A 23,072-nucleotide genomic window follows, 5' to 3' on the forward strand; every position below is an offset into this window, starting at 1 on the left:
ACCCGGGAGGTACCCGTCAGGCCGGCGGGCTGGTGCCCGTCGCCGCCGCGGCACGGCGGGCGCGGGCCGCCTTGGCCCGCTTCGACCGCAGGTACAGGACGAACGCCAGCACGACGCCCAGCCCGGCCACCGCCGTGATGGGGCCGCCGACGTTGCCGAACGCCTTGTGCATGGCCGAGTTCTTCGGGTCGTCGGTGGCGTTGGCGACCTGCCCCACCGCGGCGCTCGTCGCGCTCGTCGGCTTCGGCTCGGTCTCCTTCTTCCTCGCCTGGGGCGCGCCCTCGACGAGCCGCCCGACCGGGTTGCCCGCGGCGGCCGGCTCCAGCGCGAACCCGTAGTCGAGCAGCCGCGCCGCCTGGTCGATCATCCGGACCGGCTGCTGCTGGCCGCGCAGCAGCACGGCGACCAGCCGCTTCCCGCCGCGCTGGGCCGCGCCCACGTACGTGTGCTGGGCGTCGTCGGTGAACCCGGACTTGCCGCCCAGCGCCCCCTCGTACGAGCTGAGCAGGCGGTTGTCGTTGACCACCGGCACCGTGCCGTTGCCGTCCGGGGACGGGAAGTCGATGCGCTGCGTGGTGACGGCCTTGGCGAAGTCCGGGTACTTCAGGGCCGCGCGGAAGATCAGCGCCACGTCGTAGGCCGACGTGGAGGTGCCCGGCGCGTCCAGGCCGGACGGCGTCACGGCCCGGGTGTCCGCCGCGCCCAGCTCCTTGGCCAGCGCGTTCATCTTCCGGATCGCCGACGGGATGCCGCCGAGCCGCCGGGCCAGGGCGTGCGCCACGTCGTTGCCCGAGGCCATGACCAGCGCCTGGAGCATCTGCTCGACGGTGTACTCGGCGCCGACCCGCAGGTTGACGCACGTGCACTCCTGCGCGGCGTCCTCGGCGTTGACCGCCACGGTGGAGTTCGGGGCCAGCTCCTTGGCGACGACCATCGCCAGCAGCACCTTGATCACCGACGCGGGCCGCTGGCGGCCGTGCGGGTTGGTGGCGGCCAGCACGGCGCCGCTGTCCAGGTCGGCGAGCAGCCAGCTCGCCGCGGTGATGCCGTCCGGCGGGGGCGGCGCGTTGGGCGGGAGGACCAGCCCGCACTCGCCGAGGCGCTGACCGCCGACCGGGGTCTCCGGCACCTCCAGCGGCGGGGGCGCCTGCTGGCCGGGCGGGACCTGCTCGGACGTGTCCACCGCCGGTGGCGGCGACACCTCGTTCGCGCAGGCGGGCTGGGCGCTCGCGACCGGCACCGCGGCGAACACCGCGGAGGCCGTCAGCGCGCAGGCAGCCAGGACTGTGGCAACGGGCCGTCGGAACGCGGAGGAACGCACCCGTCCAGGCTAGCCACCCCGGATGAGTGACCTGCACCCGCCACGTCCGATACTGCTCGGGTGAAGCTCTCCCGCGGCGCGTCCTGGTTCCTGCTCGCCTTCGGGGTGTGGTCCTGGGTGATCTGGCCGACCTTCCTGCGCAACATCTGGAAGGACCCCCGCTCGTGGGACGCAGGCCCGACCGCGTTCTTCACCGTCCACCTGCTGCTCGTCGTCGCCTCGCTCACGTTCGGCACGGTCATCGGTGTGCTGGGCGTGCGCGGCGTGCGGGCCGCGCGCCAGTGACCCCACCACACCTGGAGGCTCCGCCGTGGAGTTCGTGCGCCTACTGCTGGTGTTCCTGCACCTGCTCGGCATGGCCGTGCTCGTCGCCATGTTCTTCGTCCAGCGCCGCGCCGGGGCGGACGCCCCGCTGAACAAGGGCTGGCTGCACGGCAGCGCGCTGCAGCTGCTCACCGGCGTCGCGCTGGTCGGCCTGGCGCCGCTCACCGACCAGGACTACGACCACGTCAAGATCGGGATCAAGACGCTGGTCCTGGTGGCCGTCGCCGCCCTGGTCGCGGTCAACCTGAAGAAGCGGCCCGCGTCCTGGCTGACCCCGGCGCTGGCCGGCCTGGTCGTGCTCAACGTGGGCATCGCCGTCTTCTGGACCTGACCGCCCGGAGCCGCCCCCCTGCTCCCGCTCTCCCGGACCCGACCGGTCACCGGCGCCGGAACAGGGCGCCGAGCAGCACCCCCGCGCCGACCAGCCCCACCGCGGCGCGGGGGCCGGGGCCGGACCGCACCTCCACCACCGGCCGGATCACCGCCGGTGGCGGCGGCGTCGGCGGGTCCTTGATCAGGTTCTCCCGCGCGGTGGCCGTCCAGGCCGTGATGAACAGCAGGAACTGCGCGACGAGGTTCGCGAAGAACAGCACGCCGATGACCGGGCCGAACGCCGCGCCCGCCGGCGACGCCGTGACGCTGCTCAGGTAGATCGTCCCGGCCTGCTTGAGCACCTCGAACCCGACCGCGGCGGCGGCGGCGCCCTTGAGCGCGCTGCGCCACCCCACGGGCTTGCGCGGCAGCTTGGCCAGCACCCAGAGGAACACCATCCAGTTCGCGACCAGCGCCAGCAGGATCGTGCCGACCTTCAGCAGCGCCTGCGCCCACCAGACGCCCTCCAGGCCGACCCAGCGCAGCACCAGCTCGGCGAGCCCGCTGCCCAGGGCCGTGAGGCCGAACGACACCACCAGCGCCAGGCCGAGGCTGACCAGGGCCAGCAGGTCCTTGAACGCCGTCTTCAGGAACGGCAGGTCCTCCTTGGCGTGCCCCCACTGCGCGGTGAGCGCGTCGCGCAGGTTCTGCATCCAGCCGAAGCCGGAGTAGACGGCGGTCAGCAGGCCCAGCACGCCGACCGTGCCCTTGCTGTCGATGGCCTGCTCGACCACCTTGTTGATGGTGTCGCCGAGCGCGCCGGGCACCGCCTCGGCGATGCTCACCTTCATCTCGTCGAGCAGCTGGGGCTGCGACGCCAGCACGAAACCGGCGACCGCGAACCCGATCATCAGCATGGGCACCAGCGACAGCACGCTGAAGTACGTCACCGCCGCGGCGTAGTGCACCCCGTACTGCGTCTGGTAGCGGTCGACGGCGCGGACCAGGTGGTCCAGCCACGGCTTCTCGCGCCGGAGCCGCTGGATCTTCGACTCGGCCTTCGCCTCTTCCGCCACACGGGGAACGCTAAGCGAGCGGGTGATCACCCGCCACTCGAACGGGGCAGGTCAGCCCGCGGACAGGAACCCGATCCGCTCGTAGGCCCGCGCCAGCGTCCGGGAGGCCACCTCGCGCGCCCGCTCGGCGCCCCGCGCCAGCACCTTGTCCAGCTCGGGCAGGTCGGCCAGGTAGGCGTTCACCCGCTCCTGCACCGGCGTGGCGAACTCGGTGAACACCTCGCCGAGGTCCTTCTTCAGGTCGCCGTAGCCCTTGCCGTCGTACCGGGCGACCAGCGAGTCGACCGACTCGCCGGTGAGCGCGGAGTAGATCACCAGCAGGTTGCTGACGCCGGCCTTGTTCTCCGGGTCGTAGGCGATCTCGCGGCCGGTGTCGGTCACCGCCGACCGGATCTTCTTGGCCGACCGCTTGGTGTCCTCCAGCAGCTCGACCACGCCCGCCGGCACGGACTTCGACATCTTCGCCGTCGGGTCCTGGAGGTCGTAGATCTTCGCGGTGTCCTTGACGATGTACGGCTCGGGCAGCCGGAACGTCTTGCCGTACCGGGTGTTGAACCGGTGCGCGAGGTCGCGGGTCAGCTCCAGGTGCTGCCGCTGGTCCTCGCCGACCGGCACGTGGTGCGCCTGGTAGAGCAGGATGTCCGCGGCCTGGAGGATCGGGTAGGTGAACAGGCCGACGCCGACGCCCGCCTCCTGCCGCGCGGACTTGTCCTTGAACTGGGTCATCCGGCCGGCCTCGCCGAAGCCGGTCAGGCACTGCATGACCCACCCCAGCTGGGCGTGCTCGGGCACGTGCGACTGCACGAACAGCGCGGACCGCTCGGGGTCGATGCCCAGCGCGAGCAGCTGCGCGGCCGAGACGCGGGTGTTCTGCCGCAGCACCTTCGGGTCCTGCTCGACGGTGATGGCGTGCAGGTCGACGACGCAGTAGAACGCGTCGTGCGTCTCCTGGAGGGCCACCCACTGGCGCAGCGCGCCGAGGTAGTTGCCGAGGTGGAACGAGCCCGCGGTGGGCTGGATGCCGGACAGCACCCTGGGGCGGCTCGCGGGGGCCGCGCTCCGGTCGTTCCCGGCGTTCTGGGTGCTCTCGGTGTTCCCGGCGGGGGTCTCAGGTGCCACGGGACGATCCTCCCAGGCGGATCAGACCCCGGTGGTGGCGGGCTGCACCTCGGCGGGCCGCTCGGCCGCGACGGCCGCCGCGCGCACCGAGGCGGCCCGGCGGTGGCGCACGAAGCCGGTCACCATCCCGACCACGCCGAACGCCACGGCGACGATGCCGACGGGGGCGTCGACCGACACCGGGGCGGCGGCGACGGCGTCGGCCGCCGTCGCGACACCCGGCAGGACCAGCGTCGACGCCGCACCCACCACAAGACCCAGGACCGCACCACGACCGCGCACGCGCCCAGCCTCCTCACCAACACCGTGTGCACCACTGAAGGGTGAACCTTGTTGACGGACGGCCGCGAACCTACCGAAGCTGTGGGGCTGTGGTGTTCGGTTCGGGTAAAGCGGCCGGCGGCAGACTAACCGCCCCTGTTTGACCCCTCGGCAACCGGGGTACGCACAACGGCGTCGACGCGCCCGTACGTGGTGGTCCGCTGCCTGGCCGGCCGCCCGGCGAGCGCCGCCGTCGCGGCCAGCTCCCGCGCGGTCCGCGCCGACCCGTGCTCCGAGCCGGCCATCCGGCTGATGGTCTCCTCCATGAGCGTGCCGCCCAGGTCGTTGGCGCCGCCGCGGAGCACCTCGGCCGTGCCCTCGTCACCGAGCTTCACCCACGAGCACTGGACGTTGTCCACCCGCCCGTGCAGCGCGAGCCGGGCGAACGCGTGCACCGCGCGGTTGTCCCGCCGGGTCGGCCCCGGCCGGGCGACGCCCGCCAGGTAGATGGGCGCGTTGCGGTGCACGAACGGCAGCCCGACGAACTCGGTCAGCCCGCCCGTGCGGTCCTGGAGCGCCGCGAGCGCCCGGAAGTGCCCGAGCCAGTGCCCGGGGTGGTCGACGTGGCCGTACATCATCGTGGACGACGACCGGATGCCCAGCTCGTGCGCCGTGCCGACGACCTCCAGCCAGGTCGCGGCGGGCAGCTTGCCCTTGGTGAGCACCCACCGCACGTCGTCGTCGAGGATCTCGGCGGCCGTGCCGGGGATGGTGTCGAGGCCCGCGTCGCGCAGCTCGGTCAGCCACTCGCGGACGCTCACGCCCGCCTTGGCGGCGGCGCTGACGACCTCCATGGGGCTGAACGCGTGGACGTGCATCCCGGGCACCCGCGCCTTGATCGCCCGCACGACGTCCGCGTAGTAGGTGACCGGCAGCTTCGGGTCGATGCCGCCCTGCATGCACACCTCGGTGGCGCCCTCGTCCCACGCCTCCCGCGCGCGCTGCGCGACCTCGTCCACGGACAGCCGGAACGCGTCGGCGTCCCGCTCCCGCTGCGCGAACGCGCAGAACCGGCAGCCGACGTAGCAGACGTTGGAGAAGTTGATGTTGCGGTTGACCACGTAGGTGACGTCGTCGCCGACCACCTCGGCCCGCAGCTCGTCGGCGAGCCGGGCCATGGTCTCCAGCGCCTCGCCGTCCGCCGTGAGCAGGGCCATCGACGCCCCGGTGTCGTCGAGCAGCTTCGCCGGGTCGCTCTCGGCCAGCCGCAGGGCGCGCTTGGCGTCCTCGGGCAGCCGCTCCGCGGCCACCGGCACCGTCAACGACGACCAGTCGCCGTAGACGCTGTCGAAGTCGCCCCGCCGGTCGCCGGTGCGGCCCTCGGTGTCGATCGCGGTGTTCAGGTCGGCCCGGCCGTAGGTGTCGAGGCCGCCGTCGGGCTCCTGCCACTCGCGGCCGACGACCGGCGCGCCCGGCTCGGCCAGGCCGTCCGGGCCGGCGAGCGCGGCGACGTGCGCCGCCAGCCGGGTGTCGATCCACTGCCCGGCGGTCGCGGTCACGTACCTCGGGTAGACGGCGAGCCGCTCGCGCAGCTCGTACCCGGCCTCGCGGGTGCGCTCCGCCAGCGCGTCGACCTGCGGCCACGGCCGCTCCGGGTTCACGTGGTCGGGCGTCACCGGGGACACGCCGCCCCAGTCGTCGACCCCGGCGCGCAGCATCAGGCCGAACTCGTCGCCGACCAGGTTCGGCGGCGCCTGCACGCTCGTCGACGACGGCATGACCAGGCGGGCCACCGCGATCGTGGCGGCGAGTTCGCGCAGGTCGGCGTCGGGCATCCCGCGCATGGCGGTGTCCGGCTTGGCCCGGAAGTTCTGGATGATCACCTCCTGCACGTGCCCGTACTGCCGGGCGACGGCCCGCATCGCCAGCAGCGACTCGGCGCGCTCGGTGACCGTCTCGCCGATGCCGATCAGGACGCCGGTCGTGAACGGCACGTTCACCCGGCCCGCGTCGGTGAGCACGCGCAGCCGGACGGCGGGCTCCTTGTCGGGGCTGCCGAAGTGCGGGCCGCCCTTCTCGCTCCACAGCCGCTCGGCGGTCGTCTCCAGCATCATCCCCATGCTGGCCGCGACCGGCCGCAGCCGCTGGAGCTCCTCCCAGCTCAGCACGCCCGGGTTGAGGTGCGGCAGCAGGCCGGTCTCCTCCAGCACCGCGATGGCGCTGGCCCGCACGTAGTCGAGCGTCGAGGAGTAGCCGCGCGCCTCCAGCCACTCCCGGGCCTGCGGCCACCGCTCCTCGGGGCGGTCGCCCAGCGTGAACAGGGCCTCCTTGCAGCCCTGCGCCGCCGCGCGGCGGGCGATGTCCAGCACCTCGTCGCGCTCCAGGAACGCGGCGGGCAGCTTGTGCGGGACGGTGGCGAACGTGCAGTAGTGGCACCGGTCCCGGCACAGCCGCGTCAGCGGGATGAACGCGTTGCGGCTGTAGGTGACGGTGCCCGGTCGCCCCTCGGCGAGCAGGTGGGCGTCGCGCACCCGTCCCGCCGCGTCGAGCAGGGCGTCCAGGTCGTCGCCGCGGGCGTGCAGGAGGACCGCTGCCTCGGTGAGGTCCAGGACGGCGCCGTCGGCGGCGCGGCGCAGGGCGCGCCGCATCGCCGACGGGCTCGGCGTCGGTTCGGGCGGGGTGATCGAGATGTCCACGGCCACGACAACGACCTTAGGTGCGGAAAATTCCTGATCACCCCCGGAGTGACGTCCGGCACGCCGGGTCACCCGCCCGCGTTCACCTCACCGGTGCCCGTCCCGCGACCACCAGTTCGGTGTTCCGGTCGGTGGGCGCCCCCACGGCGGCCGGGTCGGCGTGCGGGTCGTTGAACGCGAACTCGCGGGCCAGCGAGGCGAGTCCCGGGGCCGTGACGTCGTCGTACCCGGTCCGGTAGGGGGCGTCGCCCTCGACCAGCGCGGTGAACAGCGACAGCGTGCCGTCGGCGTTGTCGACCAGCTCGACGACCCGCGCGTGCTGCGGGTGGTCGACGTGCGCGGCGGTGTTGATCTCCCAGAACGCCCGGTCGCCCGTGCCGTGGGGCACGATCCGGTTCTCGTGCGTGTGGCCGTTGACCCAGGCCACCACGTTCGGGAACCGCTGGAGCAGGTCCACCAGCGCGTCGCCGTTCAACCGGGGGTCGAGCGGGCGGCGGCGGTCCGGCAGGAGGTTGGTCATGGTCCAGCTCGTGTGGTGGCTGAACAGCACGAACAGCTCGTCGGTCACGCCCTGGCGGTGCTGGAAGCCGAACGCGTCGTAGTACCGCGAGCTGTTGCGCTTGAGCACCCTCTCCAGCCACAGGTACTGGTGCAGCCCGATCGAGCCGTCGGCGAACCCGGCGTCGGTCGTGGTGTCGAGGCTGACGCCGGTCACGCCGGGGGCGATGCGGAAGGTGTAGAAGACGTCCACGCCGTCCGCGTTGTCCTGGGTGAACCCGTGCCCGACCGGACCGGGCCCGGTGTTGCGCGGGTCGAGGTGGGCGCGGACGAACTCGCCGGTGGTGAACGGCCTGCGCCGCGCGTCGGGCGTGACGGTCCGCACCAGCCCCGCCCCGCTCGCCAGCAGCGCCAGCGCGTCCGGCACGTACGCGGGGTCGCGCAGCGCCCGCCCGACGACGTCGGCCGCGGCCGGGTCGAACCCGAAGACCTTGCGGTCGCCGGTGTAGAGGGCGTCGACGAACGGGATGCCGTCGGGCAGCGAGCCGACCACGCTGTCGTCGTGGTTGCCGAACGTCGAGTACCACGGGACGCGCAGGCCGGGGCTGTCGAACGGCCGGCGCGCCGCGTCGAGCAGGCCGGGTACCAGCGGGAACCCCTTGGCCTTGTAGTCGTCCGGCGTGCCGCGGCCGGGGTTCCAGTAGGCGGTGGCGCCGGAGTCCTGCACCCCCTCGTACCGGCCGGGGTCCCCGGTGTCGGCGGTGATCCGACCGCCGTTGAGGAGCGTCAGGTACCACTCCAGCTCGATCAGCTCGTGGTTGTCGGTGTTGTCGCCGGTGGTCATCACGAGGTCGATCGGGCGACCGCTGAACGGCCCGGTGCGGATGTCGCCGACCTTGCGCACGAGCGCCGCCGAGGTGTGCTGGGCGAGCGTCTCGTGCGCCCGGAACGCCCCGGCACCCAGCAGCGGGTGCGTGTACTCGAACCGGGCGGGGCTCTGCGCGTCCACCACGTGCATGTCGCTGAACTGCACGAAGCAGGCGAGCGGCACGCGCCGGTCCTCGCGCCCGCCCTGCGGCGGCGCCAGGTCGGGCCGCACCACCAGCGGCCACCCGGGTCCGGCCTGGAGGCGCCGGTAGCCCGTCGTGCCCACCGCCTGGGCGGCGACGTCCAGCGTGGTGCCCGTGGTGGCGGCCCACGCGGGCCCGCCCCAGAGGAGGGAGCCCCCGGCCACCCCGCCCGCCTGCAAGAACCGCCGTCGGCTGATCCCCATCGACCCGCTCCCCACGTTCCGGTTGTCGTGAAAACTTCTCACGATCCCGTGAGGAGGTCACCAACCCGACGTGAAGTGGGTACGAACGGACGAAGTCGGAGGTCCGGTCTCAGGCCCTCGGCCAGTCGAAGCCCACCGTGACCGGCGCGTGGTCCGACCAGCGCTCGGCGTAGGTCGCGGCCCGCTCCACCACCGCGCTCGTGGCCGTGGCCGCGATGCCCTCGGTGGCGACGACCAGGTCGATCCGCCAGCCCGAGTCGTTGTCGAACGCCTGGCCCCGGTACGACCACCACGTGTACGGGCCCGCCACGTCCGGGTGCAGGGAGCGCATCACGTCGACGTACCGCGCCTCGCCGTACACGCGGTCCAGCCAGGCCCGCTCCTCCGGCAGGAACCCGGCCGACTTCTGGTTGGCCCGCCACGCCTTGAGGTCCTCGGGCCGGTGGGCGATGTTCCAGTCGCCGCACACCAGCACCTCGCGCCCGTCCGCCGCCGCCTTGTCACGCAGGTCCACCAGGTACGGCAGGAACGCCGCGGTGAACCGCTCCTTCTCGTCCTGGCGCGGCGTGCCGACGTCACCGCTGGGCAGGTACAGCGACGCGACCACCACGTCCGCCAGCTCGACCTCGACGTACCGGCCCGAGTTCTCGAACTCCGCCGCGCCGAACCCGACCCGCACCGACCGGGGCTCCTCGCGCGTCAGCACGGCCACGCCGTTGCGGCCCTTGACCTCGCAGTGGGCCCGCGCCACGTGCCAGCCCTCCGGCGAGCGCACCTCGTCGGGCAGCTGCCCCGGCTCGGCCCGCACCTCCTGGAGGCACACCACGTCCGCGGAGGTGGCGGCGAGCCACTCCACGTAGCCCTTCTTGGCGGCCGCGCGGAGCCCGTTGACGTTGACGGTGGAGACGGTCAGCACCCGGTCAGCCTAGCCGCGCCCGGTGGTCGCCCAGCCGTGCGGGTAAGTCGCGCCGCACCCCGTGCACGACGCCTCCAGCCCCAGCACGAGCACCAGCGGGCTGCTGCCGCCCGGCGACGGCACGCCCGCCAGCTCGTGCCCGTCGAGCGACGACCGCAGCCCCGGCCACTCGGGCTCGCAGGCGCACGTCACCACGTCCCGGCCGAACCGCCGCCACCTGAAGAACATGCGCCCATGACACCACTCAGGCGCACGAGCTGTCCGACGTGGGCGTCACGAACTCCTCCTTCACCCACCTGCCGTCGGCCAGCAGCCGGAACCCGTTCTCCACCCGCGGCGCGGCGTCGACCACCGCGTCGCGCCGGAGGGTGGCCACGACCGGCTGGGTGTCCGCCGGCCCGGACCGCACGTTGAGGACGTCGGCGACCACCGTGACCCGGCACGTGCCGCCGGCCGTCTCCTCCACGCCCATCTTCTGCCCGCCGTTGGCGACGTACATGACCCCGGCCGTCGCCAGCACCCCGGCGACCACGAGCCCACGCGTAGGAATCCCGAACACAACGCCTCCCCGCACCTCTCCCGAAGTGCAGATATAGCGCCTGCGGCGGTCCCCACACCCGCACCGCGCCCGATCCACCCGACCGTCGAACCGACCGGGTGACACCGTCACCCGGCGAGCACCCGCCGAGCACGGAGGAGTCCGGGCGCGGACGGGCGCGGACGGGCGGGACGGCCCGGAACGCCGGAGGGCCCGACCGCGCGAACGCGATCGGGCCCTCGGCGGAACGGGGGTCGGCTCAGCCGGCCATCCGCTTCTGGAGGTTCTCGTCCAGCGTGCCGAGGAAGTCCTCGGTGGTCAGCCACTCCTGGTCCGGGCCCACCAGCAGGGCCAGGTCCTTGGTCATCCGACCGCTCTCGACGGTCTCGACGACGACCTTCTCCAGGGTCTCGGCGAAGCCGGTGACCTCGGGGGTGCTGTCCAGCTTGCCGCGGTGCTTCAGGCCACCGGTCCACGCGAAGATCGACGCGATCGGGTTGGTGGAGGTCGGCTTGCCGGCCTGGTGCTGGCGGTAGTGGCGGGTCACGGTGCCGTGCGCCGCCTCCGCCTCGACGGTCTTGCCGTCCGGCGTCATCAGCACCGACGTCATCAGGCCCAGCGAGCCGAAGCCCTGCGCGACCGTGTCGGACTGCACGTCACCGTCGTAGTTCTTGCACGCCCAGACGTAGCCGCCCTCCCACTTCATCGCGGCGGCGACCATGTCGTCGATCAGGCGGTGCTCGTAGGTCAGGCCCGCGGCGTCGAACTGGCCCTTGAACTCCTCCTCGAACACCTTCTGGAAGATGTCCTTGAAGGCGCCGTCGTACGCCTTGAGGATGGTGTTCTTGGTCGACATGTAGACCGGGTAGTTGCGCTGGAGGCCGTACGCGAACGACGCCCGCGCGAAGTCCTCGATCGACTTGTTGAAGTTGTACATGCCCATCGCCACGCCACCGTCGGCGCCGTAGTTGGCGACGACGTGCTTGATCGGCTCGGAGCCGTCCTCGGGCGTGAAGGTGATGGTCAGCTCACCGGCGCCGGGCACCTTGAAGTTGGTGGCCTTGTACTGGTCGCCGTGGGCGTGGCGGCCGATGATGATCGGCTTGGTCCAGCCCGGCACCAACCGCGGGATGTTCGAGATGATGATCGGCTCGCGGAAGACCACGCCGCCGAGGATGTTGCGGATCGTGCCGTTCGGCGAGACCCACATCTTCTTCAGGCCGAACTCCTCCACCCGCGCCTCGTCGGGCGTGATGGTGGCGCACTTCACGCCGACGCCGTGCTTCTTGATGGCGTGGGCCGACTCGATGGTGACCTGGTCGTCGGTGGCGTCCCGGTGCTCGATGCCCAGGTCGTAGTACTCGAGGTCGACGTCCAGGTACGGGTGGATCAACTTGTCCTTGATGAACTGCCAGATGATCCGGGTCATCTCGTCGCCGTCGAGCTCGACGACGGTCCCCTGAACCTTGATCTTGCCCATACTCAGGGCGCTCCTCTCGCGACAATGCAAGCAAGACAAGCGTACTGCTATGTCGGGTTGCTTGCGTCCACCCCGGCCGAAAAGGGAACGGCGTCACACCGCCGGGCGGGGCGGCACGTGTGGTCCGGGCCAATACAACCAGTCGCCCGGCCGGCCCGCCCGAGGGGGCGCGATCGGGGCGCGGGTCGAACACGCGTTCGCCGAATCCCGCCGACCGCGCCGCCCGGGCGCTAACCTCGGACCCGGAAGAGTGATCAAGGGGGCAGTGTTGTCGACGGGTCCTACCCACGCCATGAGCGGTCTGCTGGCCTGGGCGGCGGTGACCGCGCTGGCACCGGGCCACGCCATCGGCCAGCTCTCGCCGCAGAGCTGGGCGGTCGGCGCGGTGCTCGCCACGGGCGCGGCCCTGCTGCCCGACCTGGACCACCCGTCGTCGACGATCTCGCGCACGTTCGGGCCGGTCAGCGCGGGCGCGTCGGCCCTGATCAACACGATCAGCTCGTTCGTCTACCGCACGACCCGCACCCGCAAGGACTCCAACCGCGACGGCGGCCACCGCGGGCTCACGCACACCGTCGTGTTCGCGGTCGCCGCCGCCGTCGGCACGACGGCCGTGGTGCAGCAGTCCCAGAAGTGGGCGCTGCCCGTGCTGATGTTCGTGTTCGCGGGCCTCGCCGTGCGCGGGATCATGAACGACTGGTGCCCGCAGAAGGACGCCCTGCTCATCACGGGGGTGTCGGCCGCCATCACGTTCGCCTGCGTGGCCTGGACGGCGCAGACGCCGGCCAGCGCGGCGGCGTGCGGGGTGGCCGTGGGCGTCGGCTGCGTGGCCCACTACCTCGGCGACGCGATCACCGAACAGGGCTGCCCGATGCTGTGGCCCATCCCGCTGGCGGGCAAGACGTGGTTCCCGGTCGCCCCGCCGAAGATCATGCGGATGAAGACCGGCGGCAAGGTCGAGATGGCGGTCGTCGGCCCGGTCATCACGGCCGCGAGCGCCTGGCTGTCCGCCGCCGCGCTCCAGCAGGCGGGTGCCCTGCCGTTCCTCGACGGCATCGACCTGCTCCCCCTCTGAGTTCGGCTACCGGCCATTCGGCGGCTACCACTACATCACCCGATCGGACTAGTCTCCACGAATCCCGACCCGCGCCGACCGCGCCGAGGAGGACTCGTGCCACACCCCACGCGCGACACCGTCGCCGGAGCGGCCGGATGACGACCTGGCTCGGCCTGAACGCCGGTCACGACGACCCGGCCACCGCCGACTCGACCGCCGTCTCGCTGTACGAGGCGCTGCTGTTCCACGCGCAGGTCGTGTGCGTGCACGCCGTGGACGACCGGCGGCACGCGATGTCGTTCAAGCTGGCCGAGGAGCCGTCGGAGAACACCGTGTCGACGCTCATCGAGCGCGGGTACGGCGTCGCCGTGCACAACGGCAGGCTCCAGCGCCTGGCCGGGCCCGAGGAGCTGACGCGCGGCGCGCTGCGGGCCGCCCTGGCCCACCGCGACCGGCGCGAGGGGCGCGCCCTGCGGTTCCCCGGCCAGCGCAGCCTGCGCGGTCGCTACGGCGTCTCGGACATCATCGCGTTCAGCGCGATCGAGGAGGTCCTGCCGCACGGCACCAAGAGCGTCGACGCGCGCGGCGAGCTCCGGCCGTCGTTCGTCAACGGCCGCCTGGTCCTGCACGCCGACTCGTCCCCGCCCGGTCCTCCCCCTACTGCGGTCGGGCGCCCACCGCGTCCTTGATCTGGGAGCCCAGGTCGGCGGCGCTGCGGGCGCAGTGGGCGCAGCAGAAGAACCGGCCCTCGACCTCGACGCCGTGGCCGAGGATGCGGCAGTCGCAGTGCTCGCAGCGCGGCGCGAGGCGCTGGGCCGCGCACTCGAAGCTGTCGAAGGTGTGCACGCCACCGCCGACCGTCCGCACCTCGAAGGCCATCCAGTAGTCGTTGCCGCACACGTCGCAAGTCGCCATGGCCGCAGCCTGCGCCGGCCGCACCGACCCGGCAACTCGACGCGCACCGACCCGGTGACCAGCGGATATCACCCGTTGGAGGGGTGTACGCCACTCCAACGGGGAGAAGCGGACCAGGCCGGACTCGAACCGGCGTCCTCCCTCCCAGGGGGAGGGCGCGTCAACCACTGCGCTACATGGTCCCGAGCCGGGCCGGATTCGAACCGACGTCCTCCCCCTGTTCGAGGGGGCGCGACAACCACTGCGCTACCAGGCTCCAGGCGACAACCCTAACCATTCCCCCACCCCGGGAGACAGTGCCGCTAAGGTCTGCCGCGTGCGCGGGGTCGACTACTACGAACTCCTCGGGGTCGGTCGCGACGCGTCCGAGGCGGAGATCAAGTCCGCGTACCGCTCCCTGGCCAAGGTCATGCACCCCGACGCGGGTGGGTCCTCCGGGACGTTCCGGATGCTCCAGGAGGCATATGACACGCTGCGCGATCCCGTGCGCAGGCGTGACTACGACCGGGGCTGGACGCACACCCGACCGGGTGCCCGGCCGTCCTCGCCGACCCGGCCGCCGCGGTCCGCGCGCACCGGCCGGGCGCGCCCCCTCGGCGACGACCCCGACTTCGTACCCCCGAAGCCGGCGGTGGACCTCGGCGGCGTCGCGTGGTGGCACCTGGTCGACGTCGGCCAGCGCGTCCGCTACGTGCCGACCTCCGGCCCCGGGCACGCGCCCGCCCTGGCCGCCGTGTGCGGCTGGTTCCTCCTGCTGCTGCCGGTGGTCGTCGTCGACTTCTCGCCGCTGGCGCTCGGCGTGTGGCTGCTCGTCGTGGCGGCGGCGGCCGCGGCCGCGTTCCGGCTGGTGCGCCGCTACCTGCGGGCGGTGCGCGAGGACCGGGCGTTCGCGCGCGAGACGGACACCGGGGTCGTGCACGGCACCACCGACGACCGGGTCGCCGAACACCTGACCGCCGACCTGCTCAGCCGCTACCTGACCCGCCTGCCCGGCGTGCGCGTCTTCCACGGCCTGGCCTGGCCGGGCTCGGTGTTCGCCGACGTGGACCACGCCGTGCTCTGCGGCCGGCGGCTCGTGCTGATCGAGTCCAAGTCCTGGCTGCCCGGCCACTACGAGGTGGAGGACGACGGCGTGGTGTGGCGCAACGGCCACCCGTTCCGCGGCGGCGGCACGAGGCTGCCCCGCAGCCTGGCCGTGTACCGCAAGCTCCTGCCGTGGCTCGACATCAGGTGCGCCCTGGTCCTCTACCCGAGCCGCGCGGGCACCGTGACGGCGGAGGACCCGTCGGACGCCGTCGTGCCGCCGATGACGCCCACCCAGTTCGTCGAGGACGTCGGCGACTGGCTGGCCGAGGACCCCGCCACCGTGGACCGCGAGGCCCTGGCCCTCCTCCTGCGCCAGGTCGTGCCGGTCGTGCGCACCTGGTGACCGGTCGTCCGGTTGTCCGGTTGTCCGGCGAGGACGTCAAGGCCCACGAGGACCAGGAGACGGACCGTTCCGCGCACATCGAGTCACGCGAGGCGTGAGCGCAACCGACTTCCCGACAGCGCCTGCGGCCGCCGAGTGGTCCGTCTTGCCTTCGAGGGCGCGCCGGAAGACGGAGGGCGGTAACGGCAAAGGTGCTCGCGGGCATCGGCACGGCGCTGTGCGTTCTCGGGATCGTCTTCACGGTCATCGCGCAGCAGGCCGCCGTGGCGGAGCTGGACGAGATCATCAACGGCACGACCGACCAGGGCCGGGTGAGCGACGGCGAGGCGGGCGACGACCAGGCGACCCAGGCCGACGCGGCGAAGACCCCGCCGGGTTGGGGCCGGCGCTGCACGTGGAAGAGCGGTCTGGCCGTGGACGTCTTCCCGCCCGTTGCCTGCACCCCCGGCGAGTACGCGTCGCCGCAGGGCGTCGAGCGGGCTGTCAAGATCACCGTCACGGTCACCGACGGCACGGACAAGGCGTTCGAGACGGCGGTGCTGACGATCGGCGGCGACGCCCAGTTCAACGGCAAGAAGGCGGAGCAGGTCTTCGACTCCGACGGCGAGTGCGGCGGCGGGGGCCTGGACAGCACCGCGGTCCTGCCGGGGAAGACGTACACCTACGAGGCGTCGTACTCGGTCGGCGCGCAGCCGGGCGAACTGCAGGTCGCGTTCCAGCCCGATTTCGGCTCGGACAAGGCGGTCTTCATCGGCCAGGCATGAGCGCCGGATGCACGTGGCCGTCTTCCACGAGACGGCCACCCGTCCGGGCGATCAGCCGGATGGACTCCGCCGGGTTCAATACCGGCCGGCCGTTCTTCGCCGAGCCGGCCCAATAGGGGATTTCACGGTGAAACCGACGCCTTCAACGAAATCCAGGGAGCCCCGCACCGGGTACGGCACCGTCCAGGCCACCGTGGCATCCTTCCGCGCATGAGCCCGAAGCTGTGCCTGGCCCAGGACCCGGACGCCGACGAACTGCTGTCCACCAACCCGTTGGCCCTGCTCTTCGGCATGCTGCTGGACCAGCACACTGCCTGATGTCGACCACTAGCCAGCTTCGCGCCCTTCGAGGAGCCGCAACGCCTCAGCGGGGTCCATGAGGTTGGAATACGCCTGCTCACCGGGGCGGAGTGGCCGATCCGGCATGACGAACTCGGGATACCAGCCACCCCGATCGCAGCCGGGCACGAGGCTCAAGACCACAGCCACCATGTCGCCCGGCACCGAACCGGTGATCCGCAGAGCTACGTACGTGCCACGTTCCTCCGAGCCCTGGACGAGCACTCCGAGTTCCGCACCCGCGACTTCACCGGCATGCTCATGCCCGTCCAACAGTGAAGCGCACACCAGTCGACGCACCGTGTCCCGCAGCATGCGCAGGATGCGAACGCCCGCTTCCGCCCGGTACCGGTCGCGGTCGTCCTCCGTGGGAAGCCACTGCTCACAGAACGTCTGCGATTTCAAAGGTGGACTGTGCTCGGCGTTGTACCGAGTACGTGCGGCTGCCGCCGCAGTGGCGAGCGCTTCGTAGAAGTCGTCCCGACTACCGTCCTCCCTCATCCCGGCTACCAGGAGCCAACTCGGCTCCACCGTTTCGACAACGGCTCCTCGCCACCGCTGGACCTTGACCTTGAACATGACCACGTCGTCCACAGACCGGATGCGCTCACGAGGTCCCGCCGGTACGGCGAACTGATCATTGGCCTTCCGGATCAGCGGATGGTCGATCTCATCCAGCGGATCGTCAGTCGGCGGCAGCGCGATTCCCAGGTCGTCGCGCAGGCACCGCAGAGTGGGGCGAACGGTCATCAGCTTTCTCGGACCCCACCGAGTTCATCGAGGCGTTCACGGGACATACCCGTCAGGACGGCCACCTGACTAGCTTCCGTACCGTCGATCGCCTGCATCGTGCGGCGCAGAGCGGCGTTGATCTCCTCCCGACGACCGCGCAGGTACTCGCGAACCGCCGCAGAGAGAAGATCCTTCTGCGACATGTGCAACGCGGTGGCGGCATGAGCAATCAGCGCATGCGTCTCTTGGTCGACCTTGACCGGAGCGGACTGGGCAGCCATGAACACCTCCAGGTACCCCAGGGTACTCGGGTACCAAGGTCCGTCAATCCAGCTGGACACGAACGCCCGAAGGCGTTCAGTCCCTTCCGACACGACAGCATCGTCCAGCACCTCATGACCAACGTGGCATCCTTCCGCGCATGAGCCCGAAGCTGTGCCTGGCCCAGGACCCGGACGCCGACGAACTGCTGTCCACCAACCCGTTGGCCCTGCTCTTCGGCATGCTGCTGGACCAGCAGATCGCCATGGAGAAGGCGTTCCGGGGGCCGAAGGACCTGGCTGACCGGATGGGTGGCCTCAGCGTGCACCGGGTCGCCGAGGCCGATGCGGACGAGTTCGCCGCCATCGTCGCGCAGAAGCCCGCCCTGCACCGGTTCCCGGGGGCGATGGCCAAGCGGCTCCAGGTCCTGGCCCGGCACCTGGTGGAGAACTACGACGGGCAGGCCGAGTTGATCTGGACGCGCGGTGAGCCGGACGGGCCCGAGGTGCTGCACCGGCTCAAAGCCCTGCCCGGGTTCGGGGAGCAGAAGGCGAAGATCTTCCTCGCCCTGCTCGGCAAGCAGTTCGACGTTCAGCCGGACGGGTGGCGCGAGGCGGCCGGCGCCTACGGGGAGGACGGGGCTCGGCGCAGCGTGGCGGACGTGGTGGACGCCGGCTCGTTGATCGAGGTCCGGGACTTCAAGAAGGCCGCCAAGAAGAACGGTTAGAGTCCCGGCGTGCAACTGCCGGGACTCACCGACCTCACCCCGCTGGGGCAGGGCGGGTTCGCCACCGTGTACCGCGCCCGCCAGGTCCAACTGAACCGCGAGGTGGCGGTGAAGGTCGACAACCGGGTGCTCCGGACCGAGCGGGACAGGCGGCGGTTCCTGCGGGAGGCCCACGCGGCCGCGCGGTTGTCCGGCCACCCGCACGTGGTGGGCGTGCACGACGCGAACTTCACCCCGCAGGGCACGCCCTACCTGGTGATGGAGCTGTGCACGGGCGGGTCGTTGGCGGACCTCGTCCGCCGGGACGGGCCGGTGCCCGCCGACCGGGTGCGGCAGCTCGGGGTGCAGCTCGCGGACGCGCTGGCCGCCGCGCACGCCGAGGGCGTGCTGCACCGCGACATCAAGCCCGGCAACATCCTGCTCGACCGGTACGGCACGGCGAAGCTCGCCGACTTCGGCCTCGCGGCCCTGCTGGACGCCGAGGGCTCCAGCACGGTCACCCGGGACTCGCTGAGCCCCAGCTACGCGCCGCCCGAGGCGTTCGCCATGGCCCACCCGACGCCGGCGGCCGACGTGTACTCGCTCGCCGCGACCCTCTACGACCTGCTCGCGGGCAAGCCGCCGCGGCCCGTGCCGTGGCCCATCGAGTCGTTCGACCACCTGGGCGAGGTGCTGCGCTCGCCGGTGCCGCCGGTGCCGGGCGTGCCCCAGGACCTGCACGACGTGCTGGTGCGCGCCCTGGAGCACGACATCGCCTACCGGACGCCCAGTGCCGCCCAGTTCCTGCGCGAGCTGGGCGGCACCCCGGCGCCGATCCTGCACGCGCCGCCACCACCGCCGGGTCCCGCGGTGCCGCCCCGTCCCCCGGTGCGGCAGCCGCACTTCGCGCCACCGCCCGCCCACTCCGGGCCGCCGCCGGGCCTGCACTCGGGGCCGCCGCAGCACCAGCCGCAGCCCTACCAGCCGCCGCAGTTCCAGCCGAAGCCCACGCGCAAGCCGTGGCCGCTGGTCATCGGGGCGGCGGCGCTGGCCACGGTCGTCGCGATCGGCACGTGGTGGTGGGCGGGGCGGGAGCGCACGTCACCCGGCACCGGGGACACCGGGGGCACCGCGCAGAGCTCCACCAGCCCGTCCGAGAGCAAGCGCCTGCCCCCGCCGCAGCTCGCGGAGTGCGGCACGGGCTACTGCGTCGCCGAACCCACCTGCTACCGCGGCATCGTGTCGATCGGCGGCCAGCCCGCGTCGGCCCGCCGCGTCGGCAACTGCTCGGAGGACCACTACTGGGAGGCGTTCGCGGGCGGCTGGCTGAACGGCCCCGTGCCGGACCTGGACTCCGACGAGCTGGCCAGGCAGCCGCAGGTCGCCGAGGTCTGCACGGCCGAGGCGATGAAGGCCAACACCCGCCCGAACGTGGACACGTCCGGCTGGCAGTTCACCGCGGTCGGGTTCACCGACGGCGAGGAGACCTACTTCCACTGCCTGGCGAGCCCGTCGGAGGGCGGCGAGACGGCGACCAGCGCCTTCGGCTCCGGCTGACGCCGACGCCGGGGCTGGGACCGGGTGAGCTCCGGCGGCGGGCAGGTGGGCACGGGTGCTCCCGGTCGAGGGAAGTTGGTTCGACAGGCACCGTACTACGACATCCATCAAAGTTCGACGAGTATCGTATTGTGCGTGGTATGACCACCTTGCCCGCCCACCCGGAGCGCGACGAGATCCGGATAGTCCCGGTGCTGCACGCGCTCGCCGACCCCGTGCGCCTGCGGATCGTGCGGGCGCTGTCCGAGCACGCCGAGGGCCTGTCGTGCGGGGTGCTCGACCTCGGCGTCACCGCGTCCACGCTCACCCACCACGTGCGGACGCTGCGCGAGGCGGGCGTGGTGCGGGTGCGCCCGCGGGGCACGTCGCGGATCAGCTCGCTGCGCCGGGACGACCTCGACGCGCTCTACCCCGGGCTGCTGGACGGCGTGCTGGCGGCCGGGCGATGAGCGCGGCGGCCGACAGGACGACGAACGGCGGAACGGCGGGCGGGCCGGCGGTGCACGACGCCAACGACTGGGAGTGGGTGCGCGTCACCGCGCAGGGCCGCGTGTACGACGACGGCCGACCGGCCGCGAACCGGCTGGCGTGGGCGGCGGTCGCCCTCGCGGCCTCGCACGGCGGCGAGCGCAGCGGCGTGCGCCGGGCCCGTGCCGTCGTCGACCGGTTCGCGCTGCGCGCCCGGCTCATCCGCAGCCTGGGACCGCGGGCCGCCGACCCGGACGCGCTGGCCGAGGAGGTCATGGCCGCGCTCGACATCCCGGACCGGCAGCGCCGCCTCGCGGCCCGCGCCCTCGGGCAGGTGGTGGACCAGGTCCGCGACGACGCGCTGCGCGCCCGCGCCGAGGACTGGGTGGCCTCGACCGCGTAACCGGTTCCGCCGATCCGGAAAACCGGTTGCCCGCCTTCCTGGGGTCGGAAGGCGTGCTCGCCTACGCGCACTTGGCGCTGGCCGGTTTCCGCAGGTACTCCACCTATCGACAGGCGATGTTCGCCGGGCTGGCGACGAACGTCGTCTTCGGGCTGCTCAGGATGGCCGTGCTCGTCGCGGCCGTCGCGCAGGGCCCGATCGCCGGGTACGACGTCGCCGCCACCGCCACCTGCGTGTGGCTCGGGCAGGGCATCATGGCCTTCGTCCTGCTCTGGGGCGACAAGGCGCTCGCCGACCGCGTCCGCTCCGGCGACGTCGTCGTCGACCTTTACCGCCCCTGGCACCTCCAGGCCGCGCTGTTCGCCGAGGACCTCGGTCGCGGCGGGTTCGCGCTGCTGGTGCGGTTCGTCCCGCCGGTCGTCTTCGGCGCGCTCCTCTTCCCGTTCCGCCGGCCTCGGCCGGAGACCTTCCCGCTGTTCGCGGTGAGCCTGCTGCTCGCGCTCGCGGTGAGCTTCGGGATGCGCTTCCTGCTCGACACCGCCGCGTTCTGGCTGCTCGACAACAAGGGCCTGCTCAGCATGTACGCGCTGGCCACCTGGCTGCTGTGCGGCCTCTCGGTGCCGCTGGCCTTCTTCCCCGGGTGGGCGCGGACGGCGCTGGCGTTCACCCCGTTCCCGTCGATCCTCCAGTCGCCGGTGGACGTGTTCCTCGAACACGGCCACGCCTGGACGACCCTCGCCCACCAGGCGGGCTGGGCCGTGCTGGTGTACGCCGCCGGTCACGTCGTGCTGCGCCGCGCCGTGCGCAAGGTGGTGGTCCAGGCTGGCTGAGCGCGTCTACCCGAGGCTCATCGCCGCACGGCTGCGCGGCCAGACGTCCTACCGGGCGTCGTTCGCGCTCCAGTGCCTGGCGTCCGGGTTGGGCCAGCTGGTCGAGCTGGCCGCCATCCTCGTCCTGTTCGGCCGCGTCAGCTCGCTCGGCGGGTTCTCCCTCGACGAGGTCGTGCTGGTGTACGCCCTGGCCGGGGTCGCGTTCGGCCTCGCGGACATGGTCGCGGGCCAACTCGACGAGCTGCCGGCGCAGATCCGCACCGGCGCGTTCGACGTGGTGCTCCTGCGCCCGCTGGGCACGCTCGCCCAGGTGATGGCCTCCGACCTGCACCTGCGGAAGGTCGGCCGGATCGGGGCGAGCCTCGTCGCGCTGGTCTGGGCGCTGGCGCGCAACGACATCGCGTGGTCGCCCGCCACCGCGCTGCTGGTGGTGCCGGCCCCGCTGAGCGGCGCGGTGATCTTCGGCTCGATCTGGGTGGTGGCCAACGCGGTGTGCTTCTGGCTGGTCGAGGGCCAGGAGATGGCCAACGCGGTCACCTACGGCAGCGGCACGTTCACCTCCTACCCCGTCACGGTCTACGGCCCGTGGCTGCGCCGGTTCTTCGCGTTCGTCGTGCCCGGCGCGTTCGTCGCCTACTACCCCAGCCTGGCGCTGCTCGGCCGCCCCGACCCGCTCGGCGGACCGGCGCTGCTCGGCTGGGTCTCACCGCTGGTCGCCGTCGCCACCGCCGTCGTCGCGGGCCTGGTGTGGCGGTTCGCCGTCCGGCACTACCGAGGGACTGGGTCGTGATCGAGCTCCGAGAGCTGCGTCGCGAGTTCACCGTCACCAGGAAGACCGGGCGGTTCCGGCGCGAGAAGCGCGTGGTGTGCGCGGTCGAGGGGGTGAGCTTCGACGTCGCGCGCGGCGAGGCGGTCGGCTACGTCGGCCCGAACGGCGCGGGCAAGTCCACGACGATCAAGGTGCTGACCGGCGTCCTGGTGCCCACCTCCGGGCACGTGCGGGTGTCCGGGGTGGACCCGTCCCGGTCGCGGCGCGAGCTGGCCCGGCGCATCGGCGTGGTCTTCGGCCAGCGCAGCCAGCTGTGGTGGGACCTGCCGCTGCGGGAGAGCTTCGACCTGCTCCGGGTCATCTACCGGGTGCCGCGCGGGGAGCACGCCGACCGCCTGCGCGAGTGCGTGGACCTGCTGCCGACACCACGGCCGCCCGGCTCATCACGGCGGTCGCGGCCCGCGCGGAGGTGCACGACCTCGTGGTGGAGGAGCCCGAAATCGAGGATGTGGTGCGTCGCCTCTGCGCGCGTCGGTAGAGTCGGACGAAACGGTCACGGGTTGTCACGTGGACCGAACTCTCAGATGAACCAGGAGCACCCCATGCGCGCAGGTCGTCCGGTCGCCACCATCCTGCTGGCCCTGGGGCTCGTCGGCTTCGCCACCGGCTGCGAGGCCGTGCAGGACGCGCAGAACACCGCGAACCAGGTCGGCCAGGCGGCGGACAAGGCGCAGCTGTGCATCGACGCGCTCCGGATCGCCGGGTTCACGCCGGACGCGACCGACCCGCAGAAGGCGGTGGAGGAGACCCAGCAGAAGGCCAAGGAGCTGGAGGAGCTGGCCGCGAAGGCGGGCGACGCCACGCTCAAGGACGCCATCACCGGGGTCTCCACCACGATGAGCCAGGTGACCCTGGACGACCTGAACCCGTCGAACATCGCGGCCTGGTCGCAGGAGAAGCTGGACCAGGTGGCCGCGCTGTCCAACGCCTGCGGCTGACCCGGGCGGGTATGCGCCCCACGGCCTGAC

26 protein-coding genes and 2 tRNA genes are annotated in these 23,072 nt (G+C 72.4%); 13 read left to right on the plus strand and 15 right to left on the minus strand.

Annotated elements, in window-relative coordinates; genetic code table 11:
• Nucleotides 1-16: 16 nt before the first annotated feature.
• Nucleotides 17-1,321 (minus strand): D-alanyl-D-alanine carboxypeptidase family protein, encoded by a 1,305-nt coding sequence (locus ACRAKJ_RS38420; protein ID WP_447008824.1) that lies wholly within the window; start codon nt 1,319-1,321, stop codon nt 17-19.
• Between the two features lie 60 nt (nt 1,322-1,381).
• Here ACRAKJ_RS38420 and ACRAKJ_RS38425 point away from each other — a divergent pair, with 60 nt between their 5' ends.
• Together ACRAKJ_RS38425 and ACRAKJ_RS38430 are read left to right on the plus strand one after the other, a co-directional pair.
• The gene (locus ACRAKJ_RS38425; protein ID WP_438922141.1) at nt 1,382-1,606 is read left to right on the plus strand and encodes an SCO4848 family membrane protein; all 225 of its coding nucleotides are present in this window, start codon (nt 1,382-1,384) and stop codon (nt 1,604-1,606) included.
• A 25-nt stretch (nt 1,607-1,631) separates the two neighbouring features.
• Nucleotides 1,632-1,976, plus strand: a complete 345-nt coding sequence (locus ACRAKJ_RS38430; RefSeq protein WP_438922140.1) for a hypothetical protein — start codon at nt 1,632-1,634, stop codon at nt 1,974-1,976.
• Nucleotides 1,977-2,022: 46 nt separating this feature from the next.
• Here ACRAKJ_RS38430 and yhjD read toward each other — a convergent pair whose 3' ends face one another.
• The 9 genes from yhjD to ACRAKJ_RS38475 all read right to left on the minus strand — a co-directional run bounded on the left by yhjD (nt 2,023) and on the right by ACRAKJ_RS38475 (nt 11,814).
• Nucleotides 2,023-3,033, minus strand: a complete 1,011-nt coding sequence (gene yhjD, locus ACRAKJ_RS38435; RefSeq protein ID WP_438922139.1) for an inner membrane protein YhjD — start codon at nt 3,031-3,033, stop codon at nt 2,023-2,025.
• Nucleotides 3,034-3,084: 51 nt separating this feature from the next.
• The gene (gene trpS / locus ACRAKJ_RS38440) at nt 3,085-4,065 is read right to left on the minus strand and encodes a tryptophan--tRNA ligase (RefSeq protein WP_438922145.1); all 981 of its coding nucleotides are present in this window, start codon (nt 4,063-4,065) and stop codon (nt 3,085-3,087) included.
• A 108-nt stretch (nt 4,066-4,173) separates the two neighbouring features.
• Nucleotides 4,174-4,434, minus strand: coding sequence for a hypothetical protein (locus ACRAKJ_RS38445; RefSeq protein WP_438922138.1), 261 nt, complete (start codon nt 4,432-4,434; stop codon nt 4,174-4,176).
• A 125-nt stretch (nt 4,435-4,559) separates the two neighbouring features.
• Nucleotides 4,560-7,115 (minus strand): bifunctional FO biosynthesis protein CofGH, encoded by a 2,556-nt coding sequence (locus ACRAKJ_RS38450; RefSeq protein WP_438922137.1) that lies wholly within the window; start codon nt 7,113-7,115, stop codon nt 4,560-4,562.
• 76 nt (nt 7,116-7,191) lie between these two features.
• Complete coding sequence (locus ACRAKJ_RS38455; RefSeq protein ID WP_438922136.1) at nt 7,192-8,880, minus strand: TIGR03767 family metallophosphoesterase; 1,689 nt, start codon at nt 8,878-8,880, stop codon at nt 7,192-7,194.
• Between the two features lie 109 nt (nt 8,881-8,989).
• A complete protein-coding gene (locus ACRAKJ_RS38460) occupies nt 8,990-9,796 on the minus strand; it encodes an exodeoxyribonuclease III (RefSeq protein ID WP_438922135.1) in 807 nt (268 codons plus the stop codon).
• 9 nt (nt 9,797-9,805) lie between these two features.
• The gene (locus tag ACRAKJ_RS38465) at nt 9,806-10,024 is read right to left on the minus strand and encodes a hypothetical protein (protein WP_438922134.1); all 219 of its coding nucleotides are present in this window, start codon (nt 10,022-10,024) and stop codon (nt 9,806-9,808) included.
• A gap of 16 nt (nt 10,025-10,040) precedes the next feature.
• The gene (locus tag ACRAKJ_RS38470) at nt 10,041-10,355 is read right to left on the minus strand and encodes an SH3 domain-containing protein (RefSeq protein ID WP_438922133.1); all 315 of its coding nucleotides are present in this window, start codon (nt 10,353-10,355) and stop codon (nt 10,041-10,043) included.
• 238 nt (nt 10,356-10,593) lie between these two features.
• Entirely contained in the window at nt 10,594-11,814 is a 1,221-nt protein-coding gene (locus ACRAKJ_RS38475) for an NADP-dependent isocitrate dehydrogenase (RefSeq protein WP_438922132.1), read from the minus strand.
• Nucleotides 11,815-12,082: 268 nt separating this feature from the next.
• Between ACRAKJ_RS38475 and ACRAKJ_RS38480 the strand changes: the two genes are divergently transcribed.
• On the plus strand, nt 12,083-12,889 hold the full coding sequence (locus ACRAKJ_RS38480) for a metal-dependent hydrolase (protein WP_438922131.1): 807 nt from the start codon (nt 12,083-12,085) through the stop codon (nt 12,887-12,889).
• Nucleotides 12,890-13,026: 137 nt separating this feature from the next.
• On the plus strand, nt 13,027-13,560 hold the full coding sequence (locus tag ACRAKJ_RS38485) for a hypothetical protein (RefSeq protein WP_438922130.1): 534 nt from the start codon (nt 13,027-13,029) through the stop codon (nt 13,558-13,560).
• Here ACRAKJ_RS38485 and ACRAKJ_RS38490 read toward each other — a convergent pair.
• The 3 genes from ACRAKJ_RS38490 to ACRAKJ_RS38500 all read right to left on the minus strand — a co-directional run bounded on the left by ACRAKJ_RS38490 (nt 13,529) and on the right by ACRAKJ_RS38500 (nt 14,043).
• Entirely contained in the window at nt 13,529-13,786 is a 258-nt protein-coding gene (locus ACRAKJ_RS38490) for a Prokaryotic metallothionein (protein WP_438922129.1), read from the minus strand. The genes ACRAKJ_RS38485 and ACRAKJ_RS38490 overlap by 32 nt on opposite strands.
• Before the next feature lie 109 nt (nt 13,787-13,895).
• Nucleotides 13,896-13,969 (minus strand) — tRNA-Pro (locus ACRAKJ_RS38495).
• Nucleotides 13,970-14,043: transfer RNA gene (locus ACRAKJ_RS38500), tRNA-Phe, on the minus strand.
• 59 nt (nt 14,044-14,102) lie between these two features.
• Between ACRAKJ_RS38500 and ACRAKJ_RS38505 the strand changes: the two genes are divergently transcribed.
• Nucleotides 14,103-15,215: a DnaJ domain-containing protein gene (locus tag ACRAKJ_RS38505; protein WP_438922128.1), complete on the plus strand. Its 1,113-nt coding sequence runs from the start codon at nt 14,103-14,105 to the stop codon at nt 15,213-15,215.
• Between the two features lie 191 nt (nt 15,216-15,406).
• Nucleotides 15,407-15,979 carry a hypothetical protein gene (locus tag ACRAKJ_RS38510; RefSeq protein ID WP_438922127.1) on the plus strand — a complete coding sequence of 191 codons (573 nt, stop codon included), beginning with the start codon at nt 15,407-15,409 and terminating at the stop codon, nt 15,977-15,979.
• Nucleotides 15,980-16,306: 327 nt separating this feature from the next.
• On the opposite strand, the gene ACRAKJ_RS38515 is transcribed toward ACRAKJ_RS38510, so the two are convergent.
• Nucleotides 16,307-17,068 carry a hypothetical protein gene (locus ACRAKJ_RS38515; protein ID WP_438922126.1) on the minus strand — a complete coding sequence of 254 codons (762 nt, stop codon included), beginning with the start codon at nt 17,066-17,068 and terminating at the stop codon, nt 16,307-16,309.
• Complete coding sequence (locus tag ACRAKJ_RS38520; protein ID WP_438922125.1) at nt 17,068-17,331, minus strand: hypothetical protein; 264 nt, start codon at nt 17,329-17,331, stop codon at nt 17,068-17,070. Before ACRAKJ_RS38520 ends, ACRAKJ_RS38515 begins: the two co-directional genes overlap by 1 nt.
• Before the next feature lie 140 nt (nt 17,332-17,471).
• Here ACRAKJ_RS38520 and ACRAKJ_RS38525 point away from each other — a divergent pair, with 140 nt between their 5' ends.
• From ACRAKJ_RS38525 to ACRAKJ_RS38555, 7 genes are all read left to right on the plus strand, one after another.
• The gene (locus ACRAKJ_RS38525) at nt 17,472-18,038 is read left to right on the plus strand and encodes an HhH-GPD-type base excision DNA repair protein (RefSeq protein ID WP_438922124.1); all 567 of its coding nucleotides are present in this window, start codon (nt 17,472-17,474) and stop codon (nt 18,036-18,038) included.
• Between the two features lie 9 nt (nt 18,039-18,047).
• Nucleotides 18,048-19,574: a protein kinase domain-containing protein gene (locus ACRAKJ_RS38530; protein ID WP_438922123.1), complete on the plus strand. Its 1,527-nt coding sequence runs from the start codon at nt 18,048-18,050 to the stop codon at nt 19,572-19,574.
• A gap of 140 nt (nt 19,575-19,714) precedes the next feature.
• Nucleotides 19,715-20,023 (plus strand): helix-turn-helix domain-containing protein, encoded by a 309-nt coding sequence (locus tag ACRAKJ_RS38535; protein WP_438922122.1) that lies wholly within the window; start codon nt 19,715-19,717, stop codon nt 20,021-20,023.
• Entirely contained in the window at nt 20,020-20,445 is a 426-nt protein-coding gene (locus tag ACRAKJ_RS38540; protein ID WP_438922121.1) for a hypothetical protein, read from the plus strand. The genes ACRAKJ_RS38535 and ACRAKJ_RS38540 overlap by 4 nt, the downstream gene beginning before the upstream one ends.
• Nucleotides 20,446-20,471: 26 nt before the next feature.
• The gene (locus ACRAKJ_RS38545; RefSeq protein WP_438922120.1) at nt 20,472-21,275 is read left to right on the plus strand and encodes an ABC-2 family transporter protein; all 804 of its coding nucleotides are present in this window, start codon (nt 20,472-20,474) and stop codon (nt 21,273-21,275) included.
• A gap of 88 nt (nt 21,276-21,363) precedes the next feature.
• Entirely contained in the window at nt 21,364-22,065 is a 702-nt protein-coding gene (locus ACRAKJ_RS38550; RefSeq protein WP_438922119.1) for an ABC-2 family transporter protein, read from the plus strand.
• Nucleotides 22,062-23,042 carry a bacteriophage spanin2 family protein gene (locus ACRAKJ_RS38555; RefSeq protein WP_438922118.1) on the plus strand — a complete coding sequence of 327 codons (981 nt, stop codon included), beginning with the start codon at nt 22,062-22,064 and terminating at the stop codon, nt 23,040-23,042. The genes ACRAKJ_RS38550 and ACRAKJ_RS38555 overlap by 4 nt, the downstream gene beginning before the upstream one ends.
• The last annotated feature ends 30 nt before the right edge of the window (nt 23,043-23,072 follow it).

Source organism: Saccharothrix sp. DSM 118769 (assembly GCF_052936295.1).